The following is a 25,650-nucleotide window of genomic DNA, read 5'->3' as shown; positions in this document are numbered from 1 at the left end:
GCGCATCAATTCACGCGTGGCGCTCTGCGACATCTGCGTCGCCATCCACGTCACGGTGTCGTCGAAGCTGCGGGTATGACCAGCACCATGGCGGGCCCACGGCACTGCCGCCACCACCACCGCATGCTCGCGACACGACACCCGCGGCGCCGGCGCCTCGAGGTAGACCGCGACCTCGCCCCAGTCCGTCGAGCGCCACCGGCGCCGACCCACCCCACCGTCGTAGCGCGGACACCGTGCCCGACACAGACCGCACCGATACTTTGCCTTCGCCTGCGGACGCACCGACACGATCACCGCACCGGCGTCCTCATCGAAGACAACTCGTTCGATCACCGTGTCTTGGACACCCAACACCAGACGCCATATCCTGGAATCGCGCACGCCGTTCTCCCGCACAAGTAGCCGACCGACCTTAGACAAGCCAGAACGCTACTGGGACAACGGCGTGCGCTCACATCAGCACCACAACCACCCACGGATAGAGCACAAGAGCCTCTTTTCGGTGGTCCCGCCCTCCGAAAAGACTCACGAGCGGCGAAGCCGCCTCTGCGCTCGGCGGGAGTTCCATTAGCTGCGGACGAGCATGAGGTGGCGCCCGAGCCTGCGCAGCTGATCCGTCGCGGACCCGAGTGCGAACTCGTTGTGCTTCGCGGCAAGGAAGTAGCGGTGCACCGGATGATCGCGGTCGAGGCCTACGCCGCCGTGCACGTGGATGACCGTATGCGCTACGCGATGGCCGGCATCGGCGGCCCAGAACTTCGCGGTCCTGATCGACGCCTCGGTTGCCGATCCGTCGTCGAGTTGCCACGCCGCTTGTGTGACCGCTAGCCGCACGCCCTTCACGTCGATGTAGGCATCGGAAAGGCGTTGTGCGACAGCCTGAAAGCTGCCGATCGGGCGATCGAACTGGGTGCGCTCACGGGCGTAGTCGCTCACCATTTCCAGCGCTCGCTCCAGCGAGCCCAGCTGTAGTGCGCTGATACCGACGGCTGCTCGGGTCAGCAGCCAGTCGATGATCTCGGGTCCGCGTTCTTCGGTGCCAACAAGATCGGAGGCAGCGACGCGTACGTCGTCCAACTCGACGATCGCTTCGGCACTCAGATCAACGACCTGCTGGCGGGTGATCGTCACACCGGGCGCCGCCGGATCGATGAGAAACACCGCCGTCCCGTTGGGGGTCGACGCGGGAATCAGGAGGCGAGCGGCCAATGTCGCAACGGGCACAGTCGTTTTCGTTCCCGACAGCACCCAGCCTGCACCGTCCGGCTCTGCTCGAGTTGCCGGTCGCGCAGGCTCGTCGTTGTATTCCTCGGCCAGAGCAACGGTCAGAATCGTCTCGCCCAGTGCGGCTTTGCGTGCCAAGTCGCGCTGCTCAGCGGAGCCGAATTGGGCGAGTGCGCTTGCCGCGAGCGTGATCGATGGCAGGTAGGGGACTGCCGCGAGGGTCCGCCCGAGCTCTTGCAGCACGCTGCATTGTTCGAGGATGCCGAAGCCGCTACCGCCGACCGTCTCGGGAAGTGCCGCCGACAGCACACCGGATTCGGCAAGCGAACGCCAGGTGACGTCGTCGAAGCGGTCCTCGGCTCCATCGAGCGCGCGTAGTCGATCCGACGTAACGAGCTTCTCGGTGATGCTGCGGGTGAGCTGTCCGAGGTCGTCCTGTGCCTCGGTGCGAGTGAAATCCATTGTTGCCTCTATATCTACGACGAAGCCTTCAACGCTTCGCAGGTGGCTGGCGGAGGGCTGTCATTGCAATGATGTCGCGCTGGACCTCGTTGGTCCCGCCGCCGAACGTGAGAATCAACGCCGACCGGTGCCATCGTTCGATGCGACCGCGGATCGCGGCGCCGGGGGAGCCCTGGCGCAGATACGCGGACGCGCCGAGCACTTCCATCAGCAGTCGGTAGGCCTCGGTCGCGAGTTCTGTGCCGTAGACCTTGCACGCCGACGCGTCGTACTTGTTCGGCGCAGCGCCGACCGTCCAGGCGATCTCCCAGTTCATCAGCTTGAGGTACTCGACCTTGGCGTGGACTCGGGCGAGATTGATCTGAACCCATTCGCGGTCGATGATGCGGGAACCGTCGGTGGCCTTGGTGTTCTGCGCCCACTCGAGGACCTCGGCCAGCGAGGTCTGCAGCGGGGCGGCGGACGTGAGGGCCACACGCTCGTGGTTCAGCTGATTGGTCATGAGCGGCCAGCCGCCGTTGACCTCGCCGACCAACGCAGTGGCAGGCACTCGAACGTCCTGGTAGTAGGTGGCGCTGGTGTCTGGACCTGCCATCGTGTGGACCGGAGTCCACGAGAAGCCTTCGGCATCGGTCGGCACGATGAACATGCTGATGCCCTTGTGCTTCTTGGCGTCCTGATCGGTCCGACAGGCCAGCCAGACGTAGTCGGCGTAGGCGATGAGGCTCGTCCACATCTTCTGGCCGTTGATGATCCAGTCGTCACCGTCGCGGACGGCCGTCGTTCGCAGGCTTGCGAGGTCGGTGCCGGCGCCGGGTTCGGAGTAGCCGATCGAGAAGTGCAGTTCACCGGCCGAGATCTTCGGCAGGAAGTAGTTCTTCTGTTCCTCGGAGCCGTAGTGCATGATCGTCGGCGCGACGGAGTTGATCGTGAGGAACGGGACTGGCGCGCCCGCGATCGCGGCCTCGTCGGTGAAGATGAGTTGGTCGATCATCGAGCGTTCCTGGCCGCCGTATTCCTTGGGCCAGCCGAGCGTGAGCCAACCGTCGTGGCCCATCTGCGCGACGATGTCGCGGTAGACGGTGCCCGAGCCGACTTCGCCTGATTGCGAGCTCAGTGCCTCGCGGCGCTCCGGCGTGACCAATCGAGCGAAGTATTCCCGCAATTCGTCGCGCAGCTGCTGTTGCTCCGCGGTGTACGCGATTCGCACGTCTCTTTGCCTCTCATCCCACTTGTTCGAATCATTGCACAGGAGGTGGAACAGGTTCTAGTGTTGAACCTCGAAGGCGAGTAACCGCAGCCCGGTTTCGACGCCCTTCGTCGTCGCTTTCCGATTCGCTGAGGGGTGCTGTCATGGAGATCAAGGTCGACTTCGATCAATGCGAGGCGAACGGCATTTGCGTTGGAATCGCGCCCGATATCTTCGATCTCGACGATAACGACGAGCTTCAGGTGGCTAGTGGACCTGTGCCTGCCGGTCGTGAAGAAGATGTCCGCGATGCGATAGCGCAGTGCCCGAAGGTCGCGTTGCGCGAGCAGCCATGACCCATGGTTGCTCGGAACGAGAACACGTTCTAAAGTTCGGCGTGTGAGCGAATCGGAAGTGAGTCTCGAAGGCCTGGTGGCGATCGTGACCGGAGCGGGTGCGGGTCTCGGACGTTCGGAGGCGATCGCACTTGCGCGTGCAGGTGCCGCGGTGGTGATCAACGACCTCGGACCAAGCGACGCGGTCGACGACACCCTCGATCAGTTACGGGCGGTGGGGGCGGACGCGGCATTCGTCGGTGGTGACGTCAGCGAGCGGGTGACGGCCGATGCCTTGATGTCCACCGCGCAGGAGCGGTTCGGCAGCGTCGACATCGTCGTCAACAACGCGGGTGTCGTGCGTGATCGGATGTTGTTCAACATGTCCGACGACGACTGGGATCTTGTTCTCAAGGTGCACCTGCGTGGCCACTTTCTGCTGAGTCGCAATGCTGCTCAGTACTGGCGCGCGAAGTCGAAGGATGCCGGAGCGCCGATCTACGGACGTCTGGTCAACACCTCGTCCGAAGCGGGTCTACTCGGTCCGGAGGGTCAGGCGAACTACGGTGCGGCCAAGGCGGGCATCACGGCATTGACCCTTTCTGCTGCCCGCGGATTGTCGCGGTACGGGGTCCGAGCGAATGCGATCTGCCCTCGAGCGCGGACCTCGATGACCGAAGGTGTGTTCGGTGCGGCACCCGACGGCGGTGACGATCCGCTATCGCCCGAACATGTCGCGGAACTCGTCGCCTATCTGGCATCGCCGGCCGCAGCCGCGATCAGTGGGCAGGTGTTCGTTGTGTACGGTCCGATGGTTGCGCTGATGGCTGCTCCGACCGTCGAGCAACGCTTCGATGCGGTCGGGTCGGCTTGGTCGGCGGGCGAACTTGCAGGCGGCCTCGGTGACTACTTTGCCGATCGGGACGCAACGCTGACCTTCTCGGCGTCGCAGGCGCTGCGACTGGAGCCGAAGATTAAGGTCTGAATCCGGCCCATTTCCTCGGCTGGGGGGTCAAGATGGGCTGAGGGGTGCGCAGAGGGGCTAGGCGCAAGTGGGAACTTAGGTGCAACGTGTTTCAATATACGGTGTAAATCTGGACACGGCGATCTCTCTGTACCCATTGCTCGTCGCCTGGATTTCTTCCCGATCGCAGCAAGGGCGCGTGGTCTTGGTTTGGTCGCGGCCCGAGGTCACCAGCCGGTTGGGACGCAGGAATCGATGCAGCAATTGTGTTGCAGCGCAGTACTGTTCAGTCGAAGTCGGAGATCGCCGATCGGTATGGCGGCCTTCGTGCGGGGTGAGTTGTGAACGGACTCGGGACTGTGGAAGTATTCGGCAGTTCGCCGAACCGAGTGTGTATATATTGCAAGTAAGCGTCGATGCTGGTCAGGGCTTTGACACGTGAACACGTTCTAGTTACGCTAACCCGAGTTCGGGACGACAGGAGTGAGTCGAGGTGCTGTGTTGAACGACCTCCTTACTGTGCCCTTGCGCGCCGTCGGCGGATTCTTCGAACTTGTCGCCAATACGGCCCGAGCGTCTGTCCGTCGGCCGTTTCAAACCCGCGAATTCATCGACCAGTCCTGGTTCATCGCCAGGGTGTCGATCATTCCGACGATCCTGGTTGCAGTCCCTTTCACCGTGCTCGTCAGCTTCACGATCAACATTCTGCTGCGCGAGATCGGCGCCGCCGACCTCAGTGGCGCCGGCGCTGCCCTCGGCTCGATCACACAGGTCGGACCGATCGTCACCGTTCTGATCGTCGCGGGTGCGGGCGCTACCGCTGTCTGTGCCGACCTCGCCGCCCGCACGATCCGCGAAGAGATCGACGCGATGCGCGTACTCGGCATCGATCCCATTCAGCGCCTCGTTGTGCCGCGAGTGCTTGCGTCGACGTTCGTCGCCCTGCTCCTCAACGGTCTGGTCTGCACGATCGGCATCCTTGGCGGCTTCCTCTTCTCCGTATTTCTGCAGGACGTCAATCCCGGCGCCTTCGTCAACGGGATCACGCTGCTCACCGGGTTCGGCGAACTGATCATTTCTCAAGTCAAGGCGGGACTGTTCGGCATGATCGCCGGGCTGATGGCGTGTTACCTCGGACTCGGCGTCAAAGGTGGACCCAAGAGCGTCGGCGACGCGGTCAACCAGACAGTCGTGTTCGCGTTTATGGCGTTGTTCGTCGTCAACGTTGTCGTCACCGCCGTCGGCATCAAATTGACGGCGGGCTGACATGGCCGTAGTTGTTCTCTCCCAGCGGTTTCCGCGGACGAAGATCCGCGCGAAACGCGCATCGAAATCGTTGGATTCACTCGGCGAACACGCGATCTTCTACGGCAAGGCCATTGCCTACGCACCGATGGCGCTCACCCATTATCGCCGCGAAACGATCCGCCTGATCGCCGAGATCAGCATGGGCAGCGGCGCACTGGCCGTCATCGGCGGCACCGTAGTGATCGTCGGATTCCTGACGCTGTTTGCGGGCGGAACAATTGCGGTGCAGGGCTACAGCTCGCTCGGCAATATCGGCGTCGAAGCTCTGACGGGCTTCTTCGCGGCCTTCATCAACGTCCGAATCGCAGCCCCCGTCATCGCGGGCATCGGCTTGGCAGCCACGATCGGGGCGGGATCCACCGCGCAACTCGGCGCCATGCGGGTCTCCGAGGAGATCGACGCGCTCGAGGTGATGGCCGTGCCGTCGATCCCGTATCTCGTCAGCACCCGGGTGATGGCCGGAATGATTGCGATCATCCCGCTGTATTCACTGGCTGTCATCGCGTCGTTCCTCGCGAGCAGGTTCGCGACTGTCTTCATCTACGGGCAGTCGCCGGGTGTGTACGACCACTACTTCTCGACGTTCCTGATACCGACCGACATTCTGTGGTCGTTCGCGCAAGCCATCGTGATGGCCATTGCCGTGATGATGATCCACACCTACTACGGCTACAACGCATCGGGCGGTCCGGTCGGCGTCGGCGTGGCGGTCGGCAACGCCGTCAGAACGTCGCTGATTGCGGTCGTCACCGTCACCCTGCTCATCTCGCTCGCCATTTACGGTTCCTCCGGCAATTTCAACCTGTCGGGTTAGGTGATGGCGATGCTGGAATCGGGATGGTTCAAGAAGCTTGTCGGGTTCGGCATGGTCGCCGCACTCGCGGTGATCGTCGTCGTCTCCATGGTGATGTTCGCGGGCGGATTCACCGAAACCGTTCCCGTCAAGGTCACCGCACCACGCTCCGGGTTGGTCATGGATCCCGATGCCAAGGTCAAGATGCGCGGCGTCGAAGTCGGTCGGGTCGCCTCGATCGATCTGACCGCCGACGGCTCCGAGCTGACGCTCGACATCAGGCCGGACATGCTGAAGATGATCCCGTCGAATGCGACGGTCGATATCAAATCGACAACTGTGTTCGGCGCGAAGTACGTCAACTTCGTTGTGCCACAGGATCCGTCGTCGACGCCATTGAAGGCGGGCACTACCATCGCCGCGGATTCGGTGACCGTCGAGTTCAACACGCTGTTCCAGCACCTGTCCGATGTGCTGCGCACCCTCGAGCCGGAGAAGCTCAACGCAACCCTCGGCGCGTTGGCGACTGCTCTGCAGGGGCGCGGTGAAAAGGTCGGTGAGCTGCTCGCGCAGACGGATTCGTATCTGAAGAAGATGAATCCGAGTTTGCCTGCGCTGCAACGAGATTTCGCAGCGGCGGCCGAGGTCACCAATCTCTACGCGGACGTTTCGCCCGAACTGCTGAAGACCCTCTCCAACGTCACCGGCACCAGCGACACCATCGTCGCCGAGGAACGCAACCTGGATTCGTTGCTGCTCAGCGTGATCGGACTGTCGGATACGGCGAACGGGGTGCTGACCGAGAACGAGGCGAGCCTGGTATCCGCGCTCGATCTGCTGCGACCGACCACCGGACTGTTGGAGATGTACGCGCCCGTGCTCAACTGCCTGATCGTCGGAATCAGCGACGCCCTGCCGTTGGCCGAAGCTGTGTTCGGCGGCAATCAAGAAGGCATCGCACTGAATTCGAGCTTCATGTACGGCGTGGACCCCTACGTCTACCCGCGTGATCTCCCCGTGGTGAACGCGACCGGCGGACCGAATTGTTACGGACTGCCGCACCCCGTGCCCGGCGAACACGCGCCCTACGTCGTCCTGGATACGGGCGAGACCCCATACGTGCCAAACAGTCGACTGACGGTCAACGCGCCCAAAGTGTTTCAGATTCTCTTCGGTGGAATGCCGGGGGTGAACTGATGAAAGGTAGGAGAAGGCGCGGCCAGCGGGCGACCACTGTCAAACTCACCATCTTCGCTCTCGTGATGGCGCTCATCTTCGCCGGTCTCGCAATCGTTTTCAGCCAGGTTCGGTTTGCGAGTACCAAGGACTATCACGCGACTTTCGTCAACGCGTCGGGTCTGGGGTCGGGTGACAAGGTCCGGATCGCAGGTGTGCCGGTCGGCTCGGTGAGCAGCGTCGAGGTCGGGCGGGACAACCTTGCTCACGTCGAATTCGACGTCGAATCGAAGTACCCGCTGCTGCGCAGCACCAAAGCGACTGTGCGATACGAGAACCTCGTCGGCGATCGCTATCTCGAATTGCTCGACGCGCCGGGATCCGGGGAGGAACTGCCGGAGGGCGCGACGATTCCGAAGGAACAGACGGCGCCCGCTCTCGATCTCGACATGCTGCTCGGTGGCTTCAAACCGCTACTGCGTGCACTGGATCCCGATCAGGTCAACGATCTGACAGCCGCGCTGATTCAGGTGTTCCAGGGTCAGGGTCAGACGCTTGTCGCACTGCTCGGTGGGGCCGGATCGTTCACCAAAACACTTGCCGATCGCGACGATTTGATCGGCAGCGTGATCACCAATCTCAACATCGTGTTGAAGACGATCGACGATCGAGGGGATCAGTTCTCGACGACGATCGACAAATTGCAGCAGCTGATCAGTGGGCTGGCGCAGGATCGTGAACCGATCGGCGACGCTATTCCTCGAATCGCTGGCGCGACAGGGGATCTCGCCGAGTTGCTCGAAGCGGCCCGACCCGATCTGCAGGCCACGATCGAGCAGACCGGACGCACAGCGAATCAGCTCGACCTGGGCCGCGACGACATTCAATGGGTGCTCGAACGACTCCCCGACACCTATCGGAAGTTGATCCGGCTCGGCACCTACGGCTCGTTCCTGCAGCTCTATGTCTGCTCGACGAAGTTGAAAGTCACCGGACCCGACGGTAAGGACCTCGTCATCAACCTGCCAGACGGTCAGACGAACGGTAGGTGTGCGCCATCGTGAACACACAACCCTCGCGCCTCGTGCAGAGCGGAATCGTCGGCATAGTCGTCGGTCTCGCGATCGTCGTTGCGACGCTGCAGTACGAGAAGCTGCCGTTCATCCACTCCGGAATCGCCTACACCGCGAACTTCGCCGATGCCGGCGGTCTGGTCACCGGTGATCAGGTGGAAGTTGCAGGCGTGAACGTCGGCAAGGTGGAGAACATCGAACTCGACGGCACCGCGGTGCTCGTCGAATTCACCGTCTCGGAAGGCATCGAGCTCGGCGATCGGACGACCGCGGCAATCAAGACCAACACCGTGCTCGGCCGCAAATCGCTGTTCGTGACGCCGGACGGTTCCGGTGCGATCGACGCGGACGACACGATTCCGCTCGATCGGACGACGTCGCCGTACTCGCTCAACGATGCCCTCGGCGATCTCAGCAACACGATTCGCGATCTCGACACCGATCAGCTGAACACCACACTCGACACCCTCACCGCGGCGTTCAAGGACACCCCGGCGCCGCTGCGCGAAGCGCTCGACGGCGTCACCCGGCTTTCGCAGAGCATCAACGCGCGCGACGAGAGCTTGCGCGAGCTGCTCACCAAGGCGAAGGGCGTCACCCAGGTACTCGCCGACCGTGGCGAGCAGGTCAACGCGTTGCTCGTCGACGGCAATCAACTGCTCGGCGAGCTCGATTTGCGTCGCACGGCGATCAGCGAACTGATCACCAACATTTCGGCGGTTTCGCAACAGCTGACGGGTCTGGTCGCGGACAACGAAGCGCAGATGAAGCCGACCCTCGACAAGCTGAATTCGGTCCTCGCACTGCTGCAGCAGAACAAGGACAACCTCGCGCAGGCACTCGAAGGGCTCGGTCCCTATGCGCTCGCGCTCGGTGAGCAGGTCGGCAGCGGTCCGTACTTCCAGGCCTACGTGTCGAACTTCGGATCGGGCGAAGTGATTCGCACGATGGTCGACGCGTTGGTGTGGCCGCAGCACGTGCCGGACGATCTGCGGGCGTACCTCGATCCGTTGCCGTCCATCGAGCTGAGGGATCCGAACCGATGACCACGACAGCTACGCGCCCCAATCGCAAGTGGCTCATCGCCACTGCTGCGGCATTGGTACTTGCCCTCGTTGCCGTCGCCGCCTACGTCTACCTGACCCGCGTGAGCAAGACCAGGATCGTCGCGTACTTCCCGTCAACGACTGGTCTGTACGCGGGCGACGATGTACGCGTTCTCGGCGTGAACGTCGGAAAAATCGACTCGATCGAACCGGGCGCCGACTCCGCGAAAGTGACGATGTCGGTCGACTCCGCCGTCGAGATACCTGCAGACGCTCGTGCCGTCATCATCGCGGCGTCGCTGGTTTCGGCCAGGTTCGTCCAGCTGACGCCGGTGTACGACGGCGGTCCGGCCATGTCGGACGACGGGGTCATACCGTTGGATCGCGTTGCCGTGCCTGTCGAATGGGACGACATCAAAGCCGAACTGACCAAACTGTCCACAGCTTTGGGCCCGGTAGAAAACGACGAACAGGGCTCGTTCGGCCGCTTCGTGAACACAGCGGCGGACAACTTGGACGGCAACGGCCAGAAGTTGCGGGAGACGCTGCACGAGTTGTCGGACACGATCAGGATCCTGTCCGACGGCCGGACCGACCTCTTCGCCACCGTTCGGAATCTGCAGGCGTTTGTATCCGCGCTGTCCAACAGCAATGTGGAGATTGTCCAATTCGGCAATCGGCTCGCCTCGGTGTCCGACGTGCTTGCGTCGAGTTCGGATGCACTCGGCACTGCCCTGAGCGATCTCGATGCGGCGCTCGGCGATGTGCAGCGGTTCGTCACCGACAACCGGGAATCGCTGAGCGAGAGCGTCGGCAGGCTCGCGGATGCGACGGCTGTGCTTGCCGAGAAGCGCCCGGAACTCGAACAGGTCCTCCACGTCGGCCCGACGGCGCTGGCGAATTTCTATCAGATCTACAAGCCGGCCCAGGGAACACTCACCGGCGCAATCGCTTTGGGCAACTTCGCGAATCCGATCAATTTCATCTGCGGCTCCATCCAGAGCTTGGAAAGCAACGAGTCGCAGCGCAGCGCCGACCTCTGTGCACAGCTGCTTGCGCCGGTGATGAATACGTTGGCGCTGAATTACCCACCGCTGCTGCTGAATCCGGCGTCCGGCGTGCACGCGTTCCCGAATCAGATCGAATACAGCCCGCCGTCACTCGAAGCGGAGATTCCCAAGCGCGGACCTCCTGTCGGTCCCGTGACCGCGCCCGCGCCGCTCGACCTCGGCTCGCTACTGCTGCCTGGTGGTGGCCGGTGAAGCGTCGTCAGCGGTTGATCATTGCGACAGTTGTCGCGACCGTAGGCATCGGAGCGTCCGGATGCGGCTGGGAAAGCTTGAACTCGCTGCCGCTGCCGGGCGCCGAAGGAACAGGTGACGGGTCGTACCAAGTCCGAATCCAGATGCCGAACGTGACGACTCTGTCGCCTAATTCGCCTGTGCGAGTGGACGACGTGACGGTCGGGTCGGTGCAGGACATCACGGTCGAAGGTTGGCACGCGCTGGTGACGGTGTCGATCAATCCCGGTGTCGAATTGCCCGCCAACGCTGTGGCGAAGATCGGGCAGACCAGCCTGCTCGGCTCCAACCACTTGGAGCTTGCGCCACCGACGGATCAGAAGCCCGAGGGTGTACTGAAGGGCGGCGACGTCATACCGCTCGATCGGGCAGGCGCGTACCCGACAACGGAGCAGACGCTGTCGTCGCTGTCGGTCGTGCTCAACGGTGGCGGATTGGCTCAGCTGCAGGACATCACACGCGAACTGAACATTGCGCTGGACGGACGCGAGGGAGCGGTGCACGATCTGCTCCCACAGATCACCGAGCTGGTGACGAAGCTCGATGCGCAGAAGGGCGACATCGTTGCCGCGCTGTCAGGCCTCGACCGGGTGGCCGTCACCTTTGCCCAGGAGAAGGACACGCTCGCCGCAGCGCTCGAGCAGATCCACCCTGCGCTACAGGTTCTCGTCGAACAGCGACCGAACCTCACGAATGCTCTCGTCGCCCTCGGTGTATTGAGCGACACGGCAACACGGTTGATCGACAGCAGCGGGGAAGATCTCAAGGCGAATCTCAAAAGTCTTGCACCAGTGCTCAAATCGCTTGCCGACACCGGTGACGACCTTACAAATGTGCTCAGCCTGCTCATCACTTTCCCGTTCCCGATGAAGACCATGGATCACGCGATCAAGGGCGACTACGCGAACCTGATGATGATGCTCGACCTCACTGGCCCGCGCCTGGACGCGAACTTCCTCACCGGCACACCGCTCGGTGGCTCGCTCGGTGGCCCTGAGGGAGTATTGGGTACGAGTGCGGGAACCGCAGCGCAACAGGGTGATCCGTATGCGGATCCGCTCCGACCGCCGCCACCCGCCGGTCCGGCGGCGGCGCCGACGATCCCTGGTCTCCCACCGATCCCCGGGTTGCCTGCGATCCCGGGCATCACGGTTCCGTTGCCGGGGGTGCCGACACCATGATGCTTTCGAGATTCGTTCGCTGGCAATTGATCATCTTCTCGGTACTGACCGTGATAGGCGTCGTCGCCATGGCGACGATCTACGTCAAGGCGCCTGCGATGCTCGGCATCGGACGCTACAAGATCACCGTGCAGCTCGAGTCGACCGGCGGTCTGTACTCGCACGCCAACGTGTCCTACCGCGGCACGAATGTCGGTGAGGTAGAAGCTGTTCGGCTGACCCCGACGGGTGTCGACGCGGAACTGTCGATCGGCAGCGACTACAAGATCCCCGCGGATTCGCGAGCCGTCGTCAAAAGCGTCTCGGCGGTCGGCGAGCAGTACGTCGACCTGATTCCCAATTCCGACGAGGGGCCCGACTTCCGCGACGGCGACACGGTCGCGGTCAGCAATACCGCCCTCCCGCAGGACGTCGGTCCGATGCTCGATCAGATGGACCGACTGCTCCGCGGTATCGCCGATACGCGCCTTGCGACCGTCGTCGACGAGGCGTTCAAAGCGTTCAACGGTGCAGGGCCGGACCTGCAGAAATTCCTCGATTCCGCCTACCTCTTCATCCAGGAAGCGGACGCGAACTCGGAACAGACGAAGACCCTCATCGACCAGGTCGGTCCGCTGTTGGACACCCAGGTCGATACGAGCGACGCGATCCGCAGCTGGACCCAAGATCTGATGACGTTCACCGATCAACTGCGCGTGAGCGATCCTGTTCTTCGATCGGTGATCGAACGTGGCCCCGGCGCCGCGAACGAGGCGAACCAGCTGTTCCAGGACCTGCGGCCGACATTGCCGATCTTCCTCGCCAACCTGGTGAGCGTTGGTGAGGTTAGCGCGATCTATCACTCGGGCATCGAACAGATCCTCGTGGTTTATCCGCCGCTCATCGCCGCGCTCTACACAGCGGTGACGAGCGGGCCGCTCGACGAAGGCGCGCTGGTGGACTTCCATCTGGAACTCAACGATCCACCGGCATGCACAACCGGCTTTCTGCCGCCCGATCAGCGTCGCGCCTTCACCGATTACAGCGTGCCGCCGACGCCGCCCGGATTGTTCTGCAAGGTTGCCCCGGAAGGTCCTGAGGCAGTCCGTGGTGCGCGCAACACCCCTTGTATGGAAGTTCCAGGGAAGCGCGCGCCGAGCCCCGAAATATGCCGCAGCGCCGAGGGATACGTCCCACTCGGCAACAACCCGGCGATCGGACCGCCGCAACCTTACGAGGGCTTCACGCCGAGCAGCTATGAGCAGGGTGCTCCTGCACCCGGTGCGACCGCGCGGCCATACGATCCGCAGAATGGAATCTTCATCGGTCCGGATGGCCAGACCTATCAAGAACCCAGCCTGGCGCAGGATAGTGGAGAGAAGCCATCGACCGGATGGCAAACAGTGATGACCGAGCAATTGGGATTATGAGTAGCGATAACGAGCAGGACGCAGAGAAAAAGCCGGACGAAGCAGTAGGCGCCGCGCCCCGCGGTCGCCGTCGGTCGAGTCGGCCGGCGGGCCCGCCGCCCGGTGAAGCCCACGCAACGCTGGTGACGAAGTCGACAACGAGCAAGCCTGTCGAACTGAGCAAACCCGTTGCTGCAAAGTCTGATTCGAGTACCAAAAGTGCCCCGGCGCCGACCCCGACAGCTGTGGTTTCCACCCCCGCCGAGGCCGAGTCGAAGCAGCCGCGGACCAAGCGGAGTGTGCGCAGCATGGTGCTGGCGGGCGCCGCCGCACTCGTGATCGTCGCACTCGTCGCTGCGACGGTCGTTCTCGCGATCGCCAAGCGCAACGACGATTCGCGCGACGCGCGGCGCGGCGAGTTTGTGAAGACGGCTCGCCAAGTCGTCCTCAATATGACGAGTTTCAAGAAGGATTCGGCGAGCGACGACGTCAAGGCGCTGCTCGATCAATCGAGCGGCGAGTTCATGCAGGACTTCGGGAGCAAATCTGACCCGCTCGCCGATATCGTCCAACGTCTGCAGATCGACGCGGAGGGCGACATCATCGAATCCGCGCTGGAGAGCGACGACGGCGACACCGCTACCGTGCTCGTCGTCGCAGGCATGCAATTCACCAACGCGGGGACGACCGAGATGCAGAACCGCACGTTCCGACTTCGTGTGACAGTGACCGACGCAGACGGCCGAATGACAGCATCGAAGGTGGAGTTCGTGCCATGACCAATACCGATGCACAGCGGAATTACGTCAGGATTGCGGTCGCGTCCGTAACGGTCGTCGTGATTGTCGCACTGACCTTCGCGGTTGTCCGACTCTTCATGGATCACCGCGAAGACGCGCAGATCGAACAAACAAGAGCCGACGCGACAACCGCGGCAAGGGAACTCGTCGTCCAGATGTTCGCCTACGACGGCGATACGGCCGACGCCAAGCTGCACGATGCGCTCAACAGGTTGACGGGCGATTTCAAGGAGCAGTACAAGACCGTCATCGAGACCGCGATCATCCCTGCGGTCAAGGGTAAGCAGGTCAACGTCTCTGCAACGGTCGAGGCCGCGGGTGTGACGTCAGCGGGTGAAGACGACGCTGTAGTGCTCGTCTATCTCAACCAACTGACGACCGGTCCGGAGTTCCCGAACAACCCGATCACAGCGAGCCGCCTGCGGGTCAGCCTCGACCGCTCCGACGGCGAGTGGCTCATCTCGGGACTGGAAAAGATCTAACTCTCGTCGTTCGACATCAAGGCCGACCCGCCGACTTCGCCGTTGCCGAGCGCGCTGAGGAACGACTTGGCCCAGCGATCGACGTCGTGTGTCAGAACCTGGCGGCGTAGCGCTCGCATGAGGCGTCGACGCGTCTCACGATCCTGATCGATCGCAGACATCATCGCGTCCTTCACGCTGTCGAGATCGTGCGGATTGCACAGGTACGCCTGGCGCAATTCGGCTGCGGCACCGGTGAACTCGCTCAGGACGAGGGCGCCGTCGAGATCGCTGTGACACGCGATGTACTCCTTGGCGACCAGGTTCATACCGTCGCGCAGCGGTGTCACCAGCATGACGTCGGCGGCGACGAAGAAGGCGATCAGTTCGTCGCGGGGGACTGGCCGATGCAAGTAGTGCACGACGGGATGGCCGACTCTGGCGTACTCGCCGTTGATCCTGCCGACCTGCTGCTCGATATCACCGCGCATCTTGACGTAGCTGTCGACACGTTCGCGGCTTGGCGTAGCGAGCTGGACGAGCGCGGTCTCCTCAGGATCGACACGTCCCTCGTCGAGCAGTTCGCGCAGGGCGTTGAGCCGAACGTCGATGCCCTTCGTGTAATCGAGTCGGTCGACGCCGAGCATGATGTGCTTCGGGCTGCCGAGGTCTTTGCGAATCTGCTTGGCGCGGTCGCGAATCGACTTGCTCTTCGATGCCTCGTCGAGTTGTCCGGAATCGATCGAAATCGGGAATGCGCCGACGCGAACCGTACGGAAACCCACTTGAACGACACCGAGTTTCGAGCGCACACCGATGCTGCCGCGGGATGTCGATTGTCCCGCAAGGCGTCTCGCCAGATACAGGAAGTTCTGCGCGCCGCCGGGCAGATGGAAGCCGATCAGGTCGGCGCCGAGGAGACCCTCGACTATCTCGGTCCGCCACGGCATCTGCATAAAAAGCTCGACCGGTGGGAACGGAATGTGCAGGAAGAAGCCGATGGTGAGGTCGGGGCGCAGCATCCGCAGCATCTTCGGCACCAGTTGTAGCTGGTAGTCCTGGATCCAGACAGTCGCACCGTCGGCGGCAACCTTGGCGGTCGCCTCGGCAAATCGGCGATTGACCTCGACGTACGCGCTCCACCACTTGCGGTCGTACTCGGGTTTGACGATGACATCGTGGTAAAGCGGCCACAGTGTGGCGTTCGAGAAGCCCTCGTAGTAGTCGGAGACCTCTTTCGCGCTCAACGGCACGGAATGCAGTTCGACGCCGTCCTCGATGAGCGGCTCTGGTTCCACATCGGGAACACCCGGCCACCCGACCCACGCACCTTGTGTTCCGCGAAGGATGGGCTCGAGGGCGGTGACAAGTCCACCGGGACTGCGTTTCCACCGGGTACTGCCGTCAGGAAGGGTTTCGAGATCTACCGGAAGTCGGTTCGCGACAACGACAAAATCCGACCCTGTCACGTTTCTCCTGTTGGTATGCGCTCTTTGTAGACGCTGTTGTACGCGCCGGTGTTCGAGACCATGTTCCCTCGAGTGTGCGCGTTATGTCGGCTATTCCCGTTACGAGCGGTGCCCAACCATCGCCTGGTCACCGGTCGTAAGGGCGGCTCGACTACTCGGTGCGACCGCTGGCGACGATTCCGAGCATCGACAGCAGCATGCGGCATTCGTCGGCGTCGGTTGCGTAGGCAGCGACGACACGCTGTGCCTGACGCGCGGTCTCGTCGGCGACGGGCTCGAGATCTTCTTCGGCGATTTCGGCTGCAGTTTTGGTGGCCATCGTGGCTCCTCCCGGATAGCGGCCCGATCAGGGGCCGCAGCTTCTTTGCAGACGACTCTAGGAGAACTGGTTGCCTCGACGCCACTTGCTGCGCACTTGCATTACCGTTGCCTGCGGACTGCGCTCGCGTGCGTCCAAGATCTTTCAGGAGGGTGAGTCGATGCCGGCGGCGTCTGTAAACGGTATTTCGCTGAACTATCAGGTCAAAGGGACCGGGCAACTGGTCGTCCTCATCATGGGGACCGGAAGCCCTGGCCGCGTGTGGGGTCTGCATCAGGTGCCCGCGCTGGTCAGTGCCGGTTATCGCGTGTGCACGTTCGACAACCGTGGCATTGCTCCCTCGACCGAGAGCGCCAACGGCATGCAGATCAGCGACTTGGTTGCAGATACGGCCGGCCTCATCACGCACTTGAACGAGGGTCCGGCGTTCGTCGCAGGCACGTCGATGGGCTCGCGAGTCGCTCAGGAATTGGCCCTCGCCAGGCCGGAACTGGTCCGGAAGGCGGTCTTCATGGCCGGGCACGGCAGGTTGGATCAGTTTCAGAAGACTCTCTCGCTCGGCGAACACGAACTCGATGCAAGCGGCGTGACACTGCCGGCGAAGTACGAAGCTGCCCTGACCGCCGTGATGAACCTCTCACCGGCAACGCTGGCAGATCCGCGGTCGGCGGCCGACTGGCTAGACCTTTTCGAGTTCACCGGCGGTGCTGTGTCGCCGGGTATTCGGGCGCAACGTAAGATGGATCACGACTTCAACCGGGTCGAGGCGTACCGAGCTATCCGGGTGCCGTGTCTGTCCATCGGCTTCGCCGACGATCGGATGATTCCGCCCTACTTGTCGCGCGAGGTCGCCGACGTGATCCCCGGTGGTGTCTACAAAGAGATTCCGGATGCGGGGCATTTCGGCTACCTCGAGCAGCCGGATGCCGTAAACAAGGCGCTGATCGACTTCTTCGCCAGCTGAAGCACTGAAATGTGAAGCGCGGCTGCACTACTCATGGTCCATCGTGGGGCCGGCCTTCGTAGAGCAGGTGGTCTGCTCGGTCGATGGCAGCGGCAAGGGTCTCGTCGACGCCGATGGTGACAAGGCCGCAGGTGACGGAGTTTTGTCCCGCCGCGGACAGAGCAGCGTTCACCGCCTCGATTCGCATGCGAGCATCCTGTTCGGTCGCGCCGACGACGGAAAAGAGGAACTCGTCGCCTCCGTAGCGAACCGTCAGATCGTACTCACGCAGCATCGACCTCAGTGTTACCGAAACAGCCTGCAACGTATTGTCGCCGGCCGCGTGCCCATGTCGATCGTTGACTTGTTTGAGGCCATCGACGTCGAGGAATCCGAGCACCATGGATTGGCCGGTACGTCGCGCGGCGCCGAGGTCGCGCGCAATCTCGATCAGGCCAGAATCTCGCCGGTACGAGCCAGTGAGTTCATCGATCGATGTGTCGTGTCGGTCCTCGGCAGCGTTCGAGCGATCTGTTTGAGCATGGCTACGCATGTTGGCTGCGAAAAGTCGATCAGAAGCGGCGCCGAGGCGATCTCGCAATGCCCAATACCTAGCGTGTGCCGCCACAGCTTCAACGCCACCACCGTCCACTTCGCGAGCGATACCGACGTCATCGCGCGCGACAGCAGCGGCGTCGCGTTCGATAGCAGCCATGTCCCCGGAGGTGGCCTGCGCATCAAGCTCGGCGGCCGCAGCATCGCGTACATCACCAGGGCGTTCGCGCGAGGTGAGGCTGGGGTTGTGCTTGCGCTGCCGAGCCGGCTCGTCAGGTGAATCCATCTCAGACCCCGGAAAAGTTGGTGGCTACATAACAAAAGTATGGTTCCCTCGGGCTTCAAGGTACGCGCGATGCAAGACCGATGCAGGGACGCCGGAGTGGAAGCCCGCCGGCATAACTTTCAGCCCGCACGCAAGAAGGTCGTCACGTCGTCGACGTAGCGCTTGTTTGTGAAGGTTCCGATGTGCCCGGCCTTCGGGTAGATGATCAGTTCGGCGCCAGGGATGCCCGCCGCGGTCGCGCGGAAAAGCTCGGTCGAATACGCGAGATCTCGATCGCCGCCGATGACAAGGGTCGGCATCGATATGTCGCCGAGGCGATCTCCGACGTCGAACGAATCCTCGGCCTGTGCGAAATGCAGCATGTCCTGAGGGTCCTCGGGGCGTAGGAAGGGGTCGGTGAGCCACAACACCGGAACCAGCAGAGCCTGCTCGAGCTTCGAGCCGACGGTGACGGGCGCCTGCAGATGCGCGCCGCGCTTGCCTGCCGCGACGGCTTCGGTGTAGTCGCGCTGCACCGCGCGCGTTTTCTCGGTGAGTGTGTAGGCAGAGCCCGCGATCACAAGTTTGCGGACGACGTCGGGGTGGTCGACGGCAAGTTGCAGAGCAAGCGACCCGCCCGATGACATGCCGAGCACGAACACGGCCTCGCCGAACTGCGTGCGGATGGCATCGGCATGATCGTTGGCGATATCGGCCATCGTGGTACCCGCTGGCATGTGCGGTGCCCGGTTGACGGCGTAGACACGGAACGATTTCCCGAGGTCTTCGAGAGCCTTCAGTTCGCTACGGCGTTCCAGCCCCGTCGGATTGGCATGGTCGGGTGTGAACCAGCGCAACACCACCAGAGGCTCACCGGCTCCGAATGCGTAGTAAGGAAGATCGTGTTCGAGCGTTCCTTCGACAATGTCCAACAGGTCAGCTCCTCGCTCGGCGAAGTAGTGCAGATCGGCAGCTCGTCGCGGTGATCAGGGCATCCTTGCTAGGGTCGTCCGTGCGGGGTGAAAGACTCGAACAACACAGCGTTTGCAACCAATGAGGTGAGATGAGCACCAATCCTTTCGATGACGAAGACGGCCGGTTCTACGTTCTGGTGAACGATGAGGACCAGCATTCCATTTGGCCGACCTTCGCAGAGGTTCCCGCTGGTTGGCGGGTTGTCTTCGGTGAGGAAAGCCGTCCGGCGTGCGTCGAGTACGTCGAGCAGAACTGGACCGACATGCGTCCGAAGAGCCTTCGCGAAGCGATGGCTGCCGACGAAGCTGCACGCGCGAAGAACGCCTGAGAGTCACGTCGAATTGCGACGCCGTCGACTTCGGTCGGCGGCGGCGTGAATCGGTTCTAGGAGTCGACCAGGTCGGCTTCGCTGAGATCGGTCGCCCCGAGCGCCGTTTCGAGATCGCCGTGTCGGAACACCGACACGACCCGATCGCGCGAAACGTGAAACGCTGTCGCGACCGTCGAGGTGTTTCCCGGATCCGACGCCCAAGCCGCAGTCTGCTCGACGACGACGATGCCGTCGTGGGCATACATCCGCTGTGGTTCCAAGGTGATCCCCGCAGTGGTTGCCCAGTCCCGCAAGGCATTCAACCCCTGCGTAGCGCCCCTCGGGCCGCCGATTTCGATGTCGTCACTCGACAAATCCAGAAGTGTTTCCACGTCGGAAGAGTTGAGTGCGTCATGCCACGCCAAGACCGTCGCGATCTCCGATGTGCTCACACTTGAAACCTACGTGTTCGGTCGCATCCGTGCTGCCGGTATGATTGCAACGCTTCCCGCCTCCTTAGCTCAGCGGTAGAGCACTCGCCTTGTAAGCGAGCGGTCAACGGTTCAATCCCGTTAGGAGGCTCCACTTCGATTCGTCCGCGAACGGGCCACCAGTGCCACATTTCGCGCCGAAACTGGACACTGACAGCCCGTTCGTTGGAATCGCGACGTCGATATCTCCTGTTTGCTGGATGTTTACTGTGTCGTCCATCTCATGAGACTTCCGCAGAGTGCTTCGCATGAGTAATGATTACTCGATCAGCCGAACAGGCCAACCCGATCCAGTAGAAGGTTCTCACCGATGGCCACAATCACTGCAGGTGAGCTGTCCGCTCGCTCGACCGTGCCGCACTTTCGTGCCCGCCCGATCCGCGCTGCAGCATTGGCAACGCTCGGCCGCCGCGGCTATCGCGCGATCGCCGCGGCCTCGCCTTACTTGACCGTCGTCGCGACGATTGCGACGGGATTGCTCGTTGCTGCCGGATCGACGCCCTGAAGGAACTACGGCCCGCCGAAAGTAGTAGTGACCGGCGATACAGGTAGCTGACTACTCGTGTACTCGTCCGCAGCCCTGCCTACCTTGAGATGACACACACGCTGCGGGTTGGCAGGAGGTCGAGATGATCGCCCGTTCGAAGTTTTCCGAAGCAGACGAGCGGCTGATCAGCAACGACGTCGAGCTCGCCGAACTGCGTCGCCGAATCGAACTCGGGAACGCCGACACCCGCATGATGACCCGATTACTGCTGCGAATACTGCGGCCTCCCAACCGAGACTGAACCGGCTCTCGGATTCCAGACACCTAGGGTGGGTATTTGCCACCCGAGGGTGGCTACTTTGCTGTGCGTCCTACCTCGACACTTGTCTGGCCGATCCAAAACGTGGCTGGCGAATGCAGGTAGGGGTAGTAGTGGGCGTTCTCGCCGTACTCGGGCCGGTCGTGGCGATCGTCGTCGTCGCGGGACTTGTGTTCGCAGTTCGCAATGCACTGGAGAGACAACGAAAGTCAGTCTCGGACATGTGGTCTCAGGTTGGCGTGGTCTTACGTCGACGGTACGGAATCGTGCCGGGTCTCGTTCGAGCTGTCGACGGGCTCGACGAAGACCGAACGCGACTTCTCGACGTGGTCGAGGCAGCCCGTGCAAGTGCCGACGCCCCGAGTGAACCCGGCGTGCAGGCCGAGATCGAAGAACAGCTGACGCTCGCGCTTCGCCACGTGATGGCCTCCGCGGAAGGAAGCCCGCAGTCCCGATCGAATCGCCGTTTCGCCGAGCTGCAGACCGAACTCATCGCCACCGAGAATCGAATCGCGTATTCACGCCAGACCTTCAACAGCGCTGCCCAGGCATACAACCGCTCGATAGCGTCCGCGCCGAGGAACCTGCTGGCCCACGCCTTCGGATTCACGCGTGTCGAGCTGTTCGAGGTGCCCGATCGAGCCAGACCGGGAGCCGGGCAGCCCGAACCGCTACATTCGTGAACCATGAGCGAGATCACGATCGAAACCCCGGCCGGCCCGATCGACGGCGTGCTCGAAATCCCTGAGGGCGCCGGCCCGTGGCCGGGTGTCGTCGTCGTTCACGACATGGCGACCTACGGCAGTGACATCAAAGAGATCGCCCGCCGGATTGCCGACGCGGGATTTATCGCGATCGCTCCGAACCTCTACTCACGCGGCGGCGTCGTCCGTTGTGTGAAGCAGGTGATGTCGGACCTGTACGCCCACAAAGGCCGAGCGATCGACGACCTGCAGGCGGCGAAAGATCATCTGATCGCCCGGGAGGACTGCACGGGATCGGTCGGCATCGCCGGGTTCTGCATGGGCGGCGGATTCGCACTGGTGATGGCATCGCAGGGATTCGACGCTTCCGCGCCGTTCTATCCGTCCCTCGCCCAGAGCTACGAGAAGGTGTTCGAGGGCGCCTGCCCCGTCGTTGCGAGTCTCGGCAGCCGTGACGTCGTGAACATCGGGGCCGGTCCCAAGATGGAAAAAGCGTTGCAGCGCAAGAACATTCCACACGATGTCAAGGTTTATCAGGGCGCGGGGCACAGTTTCGCAAACAAGTACCCGGCCGCCCCGCTACTGCGCATCGTCGGTTTCGGTTACGACGATGCGGCGACCGAAGACGCGTGGCGTCGAGTTTTCGCATTCTTCGGCACCCATCTCACCGCGGATCAGACCTGATCGTCGACCGCAGGGCGCCGACGCCAGCGTCCGGGTAGCCGCGCGGCGAGATCGGTGAGCGACCCGACCGCCGATCCGAGCCGGTTCGTCGTGTCCTGCAGCAGGTCGATGCTGCGGCCGAGTTGGTCCAGATTCGGTGCCAACGACGACAGCGCAGAGGAAACCGTCGCAAGCTGATCGAGCGCACCGCCAGGGGTCACGAGCCGCTCGATAGCGCTCTCCTCAGCGACAAGGGTGTCGAGCAAGCCACCCTCTTCGAGCAGGCGCTCGGCAATGCCGCCCTTGGCAGTCACCCGTTCCAGTGGACCGTCGGGTGCAACGAGTCGGTCTATGAGCCCACCCGGTTCGAGCGCCCGATCGAGGATCCCGCCGGGTTCGAACAATCGCTCGACGGCGCCGCCCTCGGCGAGCAACCTGTCGAGCGGGCCGTCGCGGACGGTCAACCGATCGGCGACGCCACCGCGCTGCAGAAAGCGATCGACCGGTCCGCCTGGTCGCAGGGTCTGGCCGAGTGCTCGGTCGTCTTCCAGCAGCGATGCCATCCGGCCTGCGAATTCGAGCTGATCGGCGACCGCGGGCTTACCGAACGGTGTGGCCAGCGCTGACCGCGCGACGCCGATCGATCCCTCGGCAACCACCAACGCCGAGTCTGCCGCTGCGAGCGTCACTTTCACCGGGAAAAGCACGAACGAACCGACATCCACGCCCCAACCCTATGGGCGCGTCGGTCGATCTGCTCGGTCCGACGACCTGCATGTGAAAAGTCCCACCCGCCGTGCGACGGCATTCACAGGGAATTCGCAGGAATCACCCAGGTCGGGCCTAGCGATGGGGGTAAAGCTGTATGGGTGACCCTTTCGACTCCAACACCGAAGAACGCCGAGGCGCGTGTGCTGGTCGTCGACGACGAACCGATGATCGTCGAGTTGCTGTCGGTGAGCTTGCGCTTCCAGGGCTTCGAGGTGTCGTCGGCGGCGAACGGTGCCGAGGGGCTCGACAAGGCTCGGTCGTTTCGGCCCGACGCGATGATCCTCGACGTGATGATGCCGGGGATGGACGGTTTCGGGCTGCTCCGCAGACTGCACGCCGACGGTATCGATGCTCCCGTCCTGTTCCTGACTGCGCGAGACGAACTCGACGACAAGATAACGGGACTCACGCTCGGTGCCGACGACTACGTCACCAAGCCGTTCAGCCTCGAAGAAGTGGTCGCCAGGCTTCGAGTCATTCTGCGCAGAGCAGGCAAGGGCGCCGGGGAGGTGCGGTCGTCACGACTGACGTTCGCCGACATCGAACTGGACGACGACACCCACGAGGTGTGGAAAGACGGTGAGCCGGTTGCGCTCTCGCCGACCGAATTCACCTTGCTGCGGTACTTCATGGTCAACGCCGGAACGGTGCTGAGCAAGCCGCGGATTCTGGATCACGTGTGGCGCTACGACTTCGGTGGCGAGGTCGGCGTCGTCGAGTCCTACGTCTCCTATCTGCGACGCAAGGTCGACACCGGCGATCGGCGGCTGATCCACACGCTCCGCGGTGTGGGTTATGTGATGCGCGAACCACGGTGAGACGACTTGCCGGCATCCCGCTGCGCGTCACGCTGGTTGCCGCGCTGGTTGTCATGGCTGCGCTCGGGCTCGTTGCGTCGGGAATCGCGGTGACGTCGGCAATCGAGAACTCGCTGCTGCATCGGACCGATCAGCAACTGCGTGAAGCAGCCGACGGTTGGGCGAAGCCACGCATGATTCGTGCGTCCCCACCGGGTCCGCCCGGTATGCCAAGTCCAGGCCGGCCGCCGAGCCTGTTCTACGTACGGTTGCAGACCGCGGATCAGCGGGTGTTGACGATCAACGACGGCCCGGTCGAACCCGCGTTGCCGGGTTCACCGACCCGAGTTCCGGTGACTGTCGGGTCCGTCGGCGACTCGTCGGTCCAGTGGCGAGTTCTCAGCACCACGTCGCCGGAGGGGACAACCACCGTCGCGATCAAACTGGACGAAAATCAGGAGACCGTCGACCGGCTGATCGGGCTACAAGTAGGCATCGGCGCCGCGGTGTTGCTCCTGCTGGGGGTCGGCGCCTACTTCGTCATCCGGCGTAGTCTGCGTCCGCTCGTCGCTGTCGAGGGCACCGCCGCGGCCATCGCGGCAGGCGACCTGCATCGTCGAGTGCCCGTGCAGGGCAACAACACCGAGGTGGATCGGCTGTCGGTTGCGCTGAACGGAATGCTGTCGCAGATTCAGCACGCGTTTGCCGTATCCGCGGCGTCCGAAGCTGCGGCGAAGCGCTCAGAGGAGAAGATGCGCAGATTCGTCGCCGATGCGAGTCATGAATTGCGGACGCCGCTGACGACGATTCGCGGTTTCGCCGAACTGTTCCGTCAGGGCGCTGCCACCGACACAAAAATGTTGATGAATCGAATCGAGAGCGAATCGTCACGTATGGGTCTCCTCGTCGAGGATCTGCTGCTGCTCGCTCGGCTCGACGCGCAGCGCCCACTCGAGCGCAAGCCGGTCGACCTACTCGCGTTGGCAAGTGACGCCGTCCACGATGCCCGAGCGATTGCTCCGGGACGCACGATCGATCTGGTGGTACTCGACGGACCCGGGACGCCGGAAACGATCGGCGACTCGGCACGGCTGCGACAGGTGTTGTCGAACCTGGTGGGCAACGCGCTCACCCACACTCCGCCAGAAGCGACTGTCACCGTGCGGGTGACGACGACCGAGAACGACGCGATCCTGCAGGTCGCCGACACCGGACGCGGTCTGCCCGAGGCCGACGTCGACAAGGTCTTCGAGCGCTTCTATCGAACCGACTCGTCCCGAACCCGCGGTAGTGGCGGCACCGGACTCGGGCTGTCGATCGTGGCCGCGCTGGTGGCGGCACACGGCGGCACTGTGCAGGTCGACAGCATCGCAGGCGAAGGCGCGACCTTCACCGTCGCCCTGCCGCGTCAGTCCGGGACGTTTCCGCCGTAGCCGAGGTCGCGAAGTGCGGCTTTGATGGTCGCCGCTGCCTCGTCGAGCGACTCGCCCGACGCTTCGGTGTCAGCACTCGAGATGTCGAAGTTGCCCATGTCGAATGCCGGGAAGACGTGCAGATGCAGGTGCGGTACTTCGAGACCGGCAATCAGGAGACCGGCGCGGGGAGCATCCCAGCCTTTGCGAACCGCCTGCCCGATCTTCTGCGCGACGGTCGTCAGCTGCGCGAATTCGGCGGGGGAGACGTCCTGCCACTGGTCGATCTCTTTGCGTGGCACCACAAGCGTGTGGCCGGGAGTGACCGGGGCAATCGTGAGGAATGCGACGACGTCGTCGTCTTCCCAGACGAATCGTCCAGGTATGTCGCCGGCGATGATCATGGAAAAAACGGAAGGCATGGGTTCGACCCTAGCGCTGCCAGGTAACTCACAGCCTCGACCCA

30 protein-coding genes and 1 tRNA gene are annotated in these 25,650 nt (G+C 62.9%); 21 read left to right on the top strand and 10 right to left on the bottom strand.

What is annotated here, in order from left to right; translation table 11 throughout:
- The 3 genes from ACHIRB_RS08115 to ACHIRB_RS08105 all read right to left on the bottom strand — a co-directional run.
- Positions 1-384 (bottom strand): transposase family protein (locus ACHIRB_RS08115; protein ID WP_395127663.1); only part of this gene is annotated, 384 nt, incomplete at its 3' end.
- Positions 385-570: 186 nt separating this feature from the next.
- On the bottom strand, positions 571-1,689 hold the full coding sequence (locus ACHIRB_RS08110) for an acyl-CoA dehydrogenase family protein (RefSeq protein WP_395124632.1): 1,119 nt from the start codon (positions 1,687-1,689) through the stop codon (positions 571-573).
- Positions 1,690-1,717: 28 nt separating this feature from the next.
- Positions 1,718-2,899 carry an acyl-CoA dehydrogenase family protein gene (locus ACHIRB_RS08105; protein ID WP_395112367.1) on the bottom strand — a complete coding sequence of 394 codons (1,182 nt, stop codon included), beginning with the start codon at positions 2,897-2,899 and terminating at the stop codon, positions 1,718-1,720.
- Positions 2,900-3,042: 143 nt separating this feature from the next.
- Here ACHIRB_RS08105 and ACHIRB_RS08100 point away from each other — a divergent pair, with 143 nt between their 5' ends.
- From ACHIRB_RS08100 to ACHIRB_RS08045, 12 genes are all read left to right on the top strand, one after another.
- Positions 3,043-3,234, top strand: a complete 192-nt coding sequence (locus tag ACHIRB_RS08100) for a ferredoxin (protein ID WP_199705134.1) — start codon at positions 3,043-3,045, stop codon at positions 3,232-3,234.
- Between the two features lie 43 nt (positions 3,235-3,277).
- Positions 3,278-4,198, top strand: a complete 921-nt coding sequence (locus tag ACHIRB_RS08095) for a 3-oxoacyl-ACP reductase (protein ID WP_395112368.1) — start codon at positions 3,278-3,280, stop codon at positions 4,196-4,198.
- 480 nt (positions 4,199-4,678) lie between these two features.
- A complete protein-coding gene (locus ACHIRB_RS08090) occupies positions 4,679-5,443 on the top strand; it encodes an MlaE family ABC transporter permease (protein ID WP_199705136.1) in 765 nt (254 codons plus the stop codon).
- A gap of 1 nt (position 5,444) precedes the next feature.
- On the top strand, positions 5,445-6,299 hold the full coding sequence (locus tag ACHIRB_RS08085; protein ID WP_199705137.1) for an MlaE family ABC transporter permease: 855 nt from the start codon (positions 5,445-5,447) through the stop codon (positions 6,297-6,299).
- A gap of 9 nt (positions 6,300-6,308) precedes the next feature.
- A complete protein-coding gene (locus tag ACHIRB_RS08080; RefSeq protein ID WP_395112369.1) occupies positions 6,309-7,475 on the top strand; it encodes an MCE family protein in 1,167 nt (388 codons plus the stop codon).
- Positions 7,475-8,518: an MCE family protein gene (locus tag ACHIRB_RS08075; RefSeq protein WP_395124633.1), complete on the top strand. Its 1,044-nt coding sequence runs from the start codon at positions 7,475-7,477 to the stop codon at positions 8,516-8,518. The genes ACHIRB_RS08080 and ACHIRB_RS08075 overlap by 1 nt, the downstream gene beginning before the upstream one ends.
- A complete protein-coding gene (locus tag ACHIRB_RS08070) occupies positions 8,515-9,573 on the top strand; it encodes an MCE family protein (RefSeq protein WP_395124634.1) in 1,059 nt (352 codons plus the stop codon). Before ACHIRB_RS08075 ends, ACHIRB_RS08070 begins: the two co-directional genes overlap by 4 nt.
- The gene (locus ACHIRB_RS08065; protein WP_395124635.1) at positions 9,570-10,835 is read left to right on the top strand and encodes an MCE family protein; all 1,266 of its coding nucleotides are present in this window, start codon (positions 9,570-9,572) and stop codon (positions 10,833-10,835) included. Before ACHIRB_RS08070 ends, ACHIRB_RS08065 begins: the two co-directional genes overlap by 4 nt.
- On the top strand, positions 10,832-12,055 hold the full coding sequence (locus ACHIRB_RS08060) for an MCE family protein (RefSeq protein ID WP_395124636.1): 1,224 nt from the start codon (positions 10,832-10,834) through the stop codon (positions 12,053-12,055). The genes ACHIRB_RS08065 and ACHIRB_RS08060 overlap by 4 nt, the downstream gene beginning before the upstream one ends.
- Positions 12,052-13,464 (top strand): MCE family protein, encoded by a 1,413-nt coding sequence (locus tag ACHIRB_RS08055; RefSeq protein ID WP_395124637.1) that lies wholly within the window; start codon positions 12,052-12,054, stop codon positions 13,462-13,464. The genes ACHIRB_RS08060 and ACHIRB_RS08055 overlap by 4 nt, the downstream gene beginning before the upstream one ends.
- Positions 13,461-14,222, top strand: a complete 762-nt coding sequence (locus tag ACHIRB_RS08050) for a hypothetical protein (protein WP_395124638.1) — start codon at positions 13,461-13,463, stop codon at positions 14,220-14,222. The genes ACHIRB_RS08055 and ACHIRB_RS08050 overlap by 4 nt, the downstream gene beginning before the upstream one ends.
- Positions 14,219-14,725, top strand: a complete 507-nt coding sequence (locus ACHIRB_RS08045) for a h domain protein (protein ID WP_395124639.1) — start codon at positions 14,219-14,221, stop codon at positions 14,723-14,725. The genes ACHIRB_RS08050 and ACHIRB_RS08045 overlap by 4 nt, the downstream gene beginning before the upstream one ends.
- Here ACHIRB_RS08045 and ACHIRB_RS08040 read toward each other — a convergent pair.
- The gene (locus ACHIRB_RS08040) at positions 14,722-16,173 is read right to left on the bottom strand and encodes an alpha,alpha-trehalose-phosphate synthase (UDP-forming) (protein ID WP_395124640.1); all 1,452 of its coding nucleotides are present in this window, start codon (positions 16,171-16,173) and stop codon (positions 14,722-14,724) included. The two genes, ACHIRB_RS08045 and ACHIRB_RS08040, sit on opposite strands and share 4 nt — an antisense overlap.
- Before the next feature lie 151 nt (positions 16,174-16,324).
- Positions 16,325-16,492, bottom strand: coding sequence for a hypothetical protein (locus ACHIRB_RS08035; protein WP_395112380.1), 168 nt, complete (start codon positions 16,490-16,492; stop codon positions 16,325-16,327).
- Positions 16,493-16,652: 160 nt separating this feature from the next.
- Between ACHIRB_RS08035 and ACHIRB_RS08030 the strand changes: the two genes are divergently transcribed.
- Complete coding sequence (locus ACHIRB_RS08030) at positions 16,653-17,456, top strand: alpha/beta fold hydrolase (RefSeq protein ID WP_395127659.1); 804 nt, start codon at positions 16,653-16,655, stop codon at positions 17,454-17,456.
- A gap of 31 nt (positions 17,457-17,487) precedes the next feature.
- On the opposite strand, the gene ACHIRB_RS08025 is transcribed toward ACHIRB_RS08030, so the two are convergent.
- Positions 17,488-18,276: a GGDEF domain-containing protein gene (locus tag ACHIRB_RS08025; protein WP_395127658.1), complete on the bottom strand. Its 789-nt coding sequence runs from the start codon at positions 18,274-18,276 to the stop codon at positions 17,488-17,490.
- A 119-nt stretch (positions 18,277-18,395) separates the two neighbouring features.
- Positions 18,396-19,187 carry an alpha/beta fold hydrolase gene (locus tag ACHIRB_RS08020; RefSeq protein ID WP_395124642.1) on the bottom strand — a complete coding sequence of 264 codons (792 nt, stop codon included), beginning with the start codon at positions 19,185-19,187 and terminating at the stop codon, positions 18,396-18,398.
- Between the two features lie 131 nt (positions 19,188-19,318).
- On the opposite strand from ACHIRB_RS08020, the gene ACHIRB_RS08015 reads away from it, so the two are divergent.
- Complete coding sequence (locus tag ACHIRB_RS08015; RefSeq protein ID WP_199705149.1) at positions 19,319-19,558, top strand: MbtH family protein; 240 nt, start codon at positions 19,319-19,321, stop codon at positions 19,556-19,558.
- 56 nt (positions 19,559-19,614) lie between these two features.
- On the opposite strand, the gene ACHIRB_RS08010 is transcribed toward ACHIRB_RS08015, so the two are convergent.
- Positions 19,615-19,992, bottom strand: a complete 378-nt coding sequence (locus ACHIRB_RS08010; RefSeq protein ID WP_395124643.1) for a nuclear transport factor 2 family protein — start codon at positions 19,990-19,992, stop codon at positions 19,615-19,617.
- A 58-nt stretch (positions 19,993-20,050) separates the two neighbouring features.
- Here ACHIRB_RS08010 and ACHIRB_RS08005 point away from each other — a divergent pair.
- The 5 genes from ACHIRB_RS08005 to ACHIRB_RS07985 all read left to right on the top strand — a co-directional run bounded on the left by ACHIRB_RS08005 (position 20,051) and on the right by ACHIRB_RS07985 (position 22,225).
- Positions 20,051-20,125 (top strand) — tRNA-Thr (locus ACHIRB_RS08005).
- Between the two features lie 216 nt (positions 20,126-20,341).
- On the top strand, positions 20,342-20,536 hold the full coding sequence (locus tag ACHIRB_RS08000) for a hypothetical protein (protein ID WP_395112384.1): 195 nt from the start codon (positions 20,342-20,344) through the stop codon (positions 20,534-20,536).
- Between the two features lie 124 nt (positions 20,537-20,660).
- Positions 20,661-20,819: a hypothetical protein gene (locus tag ACHIRB_RS07995; protein WP_395124644.1), complete on the top strand. Its 159-nt coding sequence runs from the start codon at positions 20,661-20,663 to the stop codon at positions 20,817-20,819.
- A 113-nt stretch (positions 20,820-20,932) separates the two neighbouring features.
- Positions 20,933-21,520 carry a LemA family protein gene (locus ACHIRB_RS07990; RefSeq protein ID WP_395124645.1) on the top strand — a complete coding sequence of 196 codons (588 nt, stop codon included), beginning with the start codon at positions 20,933-20,935 and terminating at the stop codon, positions 21,518-21,520.
- Between the two features lie 3 nt (positions 21,521-21,523).
- Positions 21,524-22,225 carry a dienelactone hydrolase family protein gene (locus tag ACHIRB_RS07985; RefSeq protein ID WP_395112387.1) on the top strand — a complete coding sequence of 234 codons (702 nt, stop codon included), beginning with the start codon at positions 21,524-21,526 and terminating at the stop codon, positions 22,223-22,225.
- On the opposite strand, the gene ACHIRB_RS07980 is transcribed toward ACHIRB_RS07985, so the two are convergent.
- Positions 22,216-22,929, bottom strand: a complete 714-nt coding sequence (locus ACHIRB_RS07980; protein WP_199705155.1) for an ABC transporter — start codon at positions 22,927-22,929, stop codon at positions 22,216-22,218. The two genes, ACHIRB_RS07985 and ACHIRB_RS07980, sit on opposite strands and share 10 nt — an antisense overlap.
- 144 nt (positions 22,930-23,073) lie before the next feature.
- Here ACHIRB_RS07980 and ACHIRB_RS07975 point away from each other — a divergent pair, with 144 nt between their 5' ends.
- Positions 23,074-23,793: a response regulator transcription factor gene (locus tag ACHIRB_RS07975; RefSeq protein WP_307829670.1), complete on the top strand. Its 720-nt coding sequence runs from the start codon at positions 23,074-23,076 to the stop codon at positions 23,791-23,793.
- Between the two features lie 53 nt (positions 23,794-23,846).
- Positions 23,847-25,205, top strand: coding sequence for a sensor histidine kinase (locus ACHIRB_RS07970; RefSeq protein WP_395124682.1), 1,359 nt, complete (start codon positions 23,847-23,849; stop codon positions 25,203-25,205).
- On the opposite strand, the gene ACHIRB_RS07965 is transcribed toward ACHIRB_RS07970, so the two are convergent.
- Entirely contained in the window at positions 25,181-25,606 is a 426-nt protein-coding gene (locus ACHIRB_RS07965; protein WP_395124646.1) for an HIT family protein, read from the bottom strand. The genes ACHIRB_RS07970 and ACHIRB_RS07965 overlap by 25 nt on opposite strands.
- Positions 25,607-25,650 lie beyond the last annotated feature (44 nt).

Source organism: Antrihabitans spumae, from assembly GCF_043944905.1.
In the GTDB taxonomy this organism is placed as follows: Bacteria; Actinomycetota; Actinomycetes; order Mycobacteriales; family Mycobacteriaceae; genus Antrihabitans; species Antrihabitans spumae.
This window is presented reverse-complemented; position numbering and strand designations above follow the sequence as displayed.

What these genes read in the sequence shown, in the direction of transcription:
- ACHIRB_RS08110 (WP_395124632.1), bottom strand. Translation starts at nt 1,689, where the DNA reads ATGGATTTCACTCGCACCGAGGCACAGGACGACCTCGGACAGCTCACC.
- ACHIRB_RS08100 (WP_199705134.1), top strand. Translation starts at nt 3,043, where the DNA reads ATGGAGATCAAGGTCGACTTCGATCAATGCGAGGCGAACGGCATTTGC.
- ACHIRB_RS08085 (WP_199705137.1), top strand. Translation starts at nt 5,445, where the DNA reads ATGGCCGTAGTTGTTCTCTCCCAGCGGTTTCCGCGGACGAAGATCCGC.
- ACHIRB_RS08080 (WP_395112369.1), top strand. Translation starts at nt 6,309, where the DNA reads ATGCTGGAATCGGGATGGTTCAAGAAGCTTGTCGGGTTCGGCATGGTC.
- ACHIRB_RS08075 (WP_395124633.1), top strand. Translation starts at nt 7,475, where the DNA reads ATGAAAGGTAGGAGAAGGCGCGGCCAGCGGGCGACCACTGTCAAACTC.
- ACHIRB_RS08065 (WP_395124635.1), top strand. Translation starts at nt 9,570, where the DNA reads ATGACCACGACAGCTACGCGCCCCAATCGCAAGTGGCTCATCGCCACT.
- ACHIRB_RS08055 (WP_395124637.1), top strand. Translation starts at nt 12,052, where the DNA reads ATGATGCTTTCGAGATTCGTTCGCTGGCAATTGATCATCTTCTCGGTA.
- ACHIRB_RS08050 (WP_395124638.1), top strand. Translation starts at nt 13,461, where the DNA reads ATGAGTAGCGATAACGAGCAGGACGCAGAGAAAAAGCCGGACGAAGCA.
- ACHIRB_RS08045 (WP_395124639.1), top strand. Translation starts at nt 14,219, where the DNA reads ATGACCAATACCGATGCACAGCGGAATTACGTCAGGATTGCGGTCGCG.
- ACHIRB_RS08035 (WP_395112380.1), bottom strand. Translation starts at nt 16,492, where the DNA reads ATGGCCACCAAAACTGCAGCCGAAATCGCCGAAGAAGATCTCGAGCCC.
- ACHIRB_RS08030 (WP_395127659.1), top strand. Translation starts at nt 16,653, where the DNA reads ATGCCGGCGGCGTCTGTAAACGGTATTTCGCTGAACTATCAGGTCAAA.
- ACHIRB_RS08025 (WP_395127658.1), bottom strand. Translation starts at nt 18,276, where the DNA reads ATGGATTCACCTGACGAGCCGGCTCGGCAGCGCAAGCACAACCCCAGC.
- ACHIRB_RS08015 (WP_199705149.1), top strand. Translation starts at nt 19,319, where the DNA reads ATGAGCACCAATCCTTTCGATGACGAAGACGGCCGGTTCTACGTTCTG.
- ACHIRB_RS08000 (WP_395112384.1), top strand. Translation starts at nt 20,342, where the DNA reads ATGGCCACAATCACTGCAGGTGAGCTGTCCGCTCGCTCGACCGTGCCG.
- ACHIRB_RS07995 (WP_395124644.1), top strand. Translation starts at nt 20,661, where the DNA reads ATGATCGCCCGTTCGAAGTTTTCCGAAGCAGACGAGCGGCTGATCAGC.
- ACHIRB_RS07990 (WP_395124645.1), top strand. Translation starts at nt 20,933, where the DNA reads ATGCAGGTAGGGGTAGTAGTGGGCGTTCTCGCCGTACTCGGGCCGGTC.
- ACHIRB_RS07985 (WP_395112387.1), top strand. Translation starts at nt 21,524, where the DNA reads ATGAGCGAGATCACGATCGAAACCCCGGCCGGCCCGATCGACGGCGTG.
- ACHIRB_RS07970 (WP_395124682.1), top strand. Translation starts at nt 23,847, where the DNA reads ATGGCTGCGCTCGGGCTCGTTGCGTCGGGAATCGCGGTGACGTCGGCA.
- ACHIRB_RS07965 (WP_395124646.1), bottom strand. Translation starts at nt 25,606, where the DNA reads ATGCCTTCCGTTTTTTCCATGATCATCGCCGGCGACATACCTGGACGA.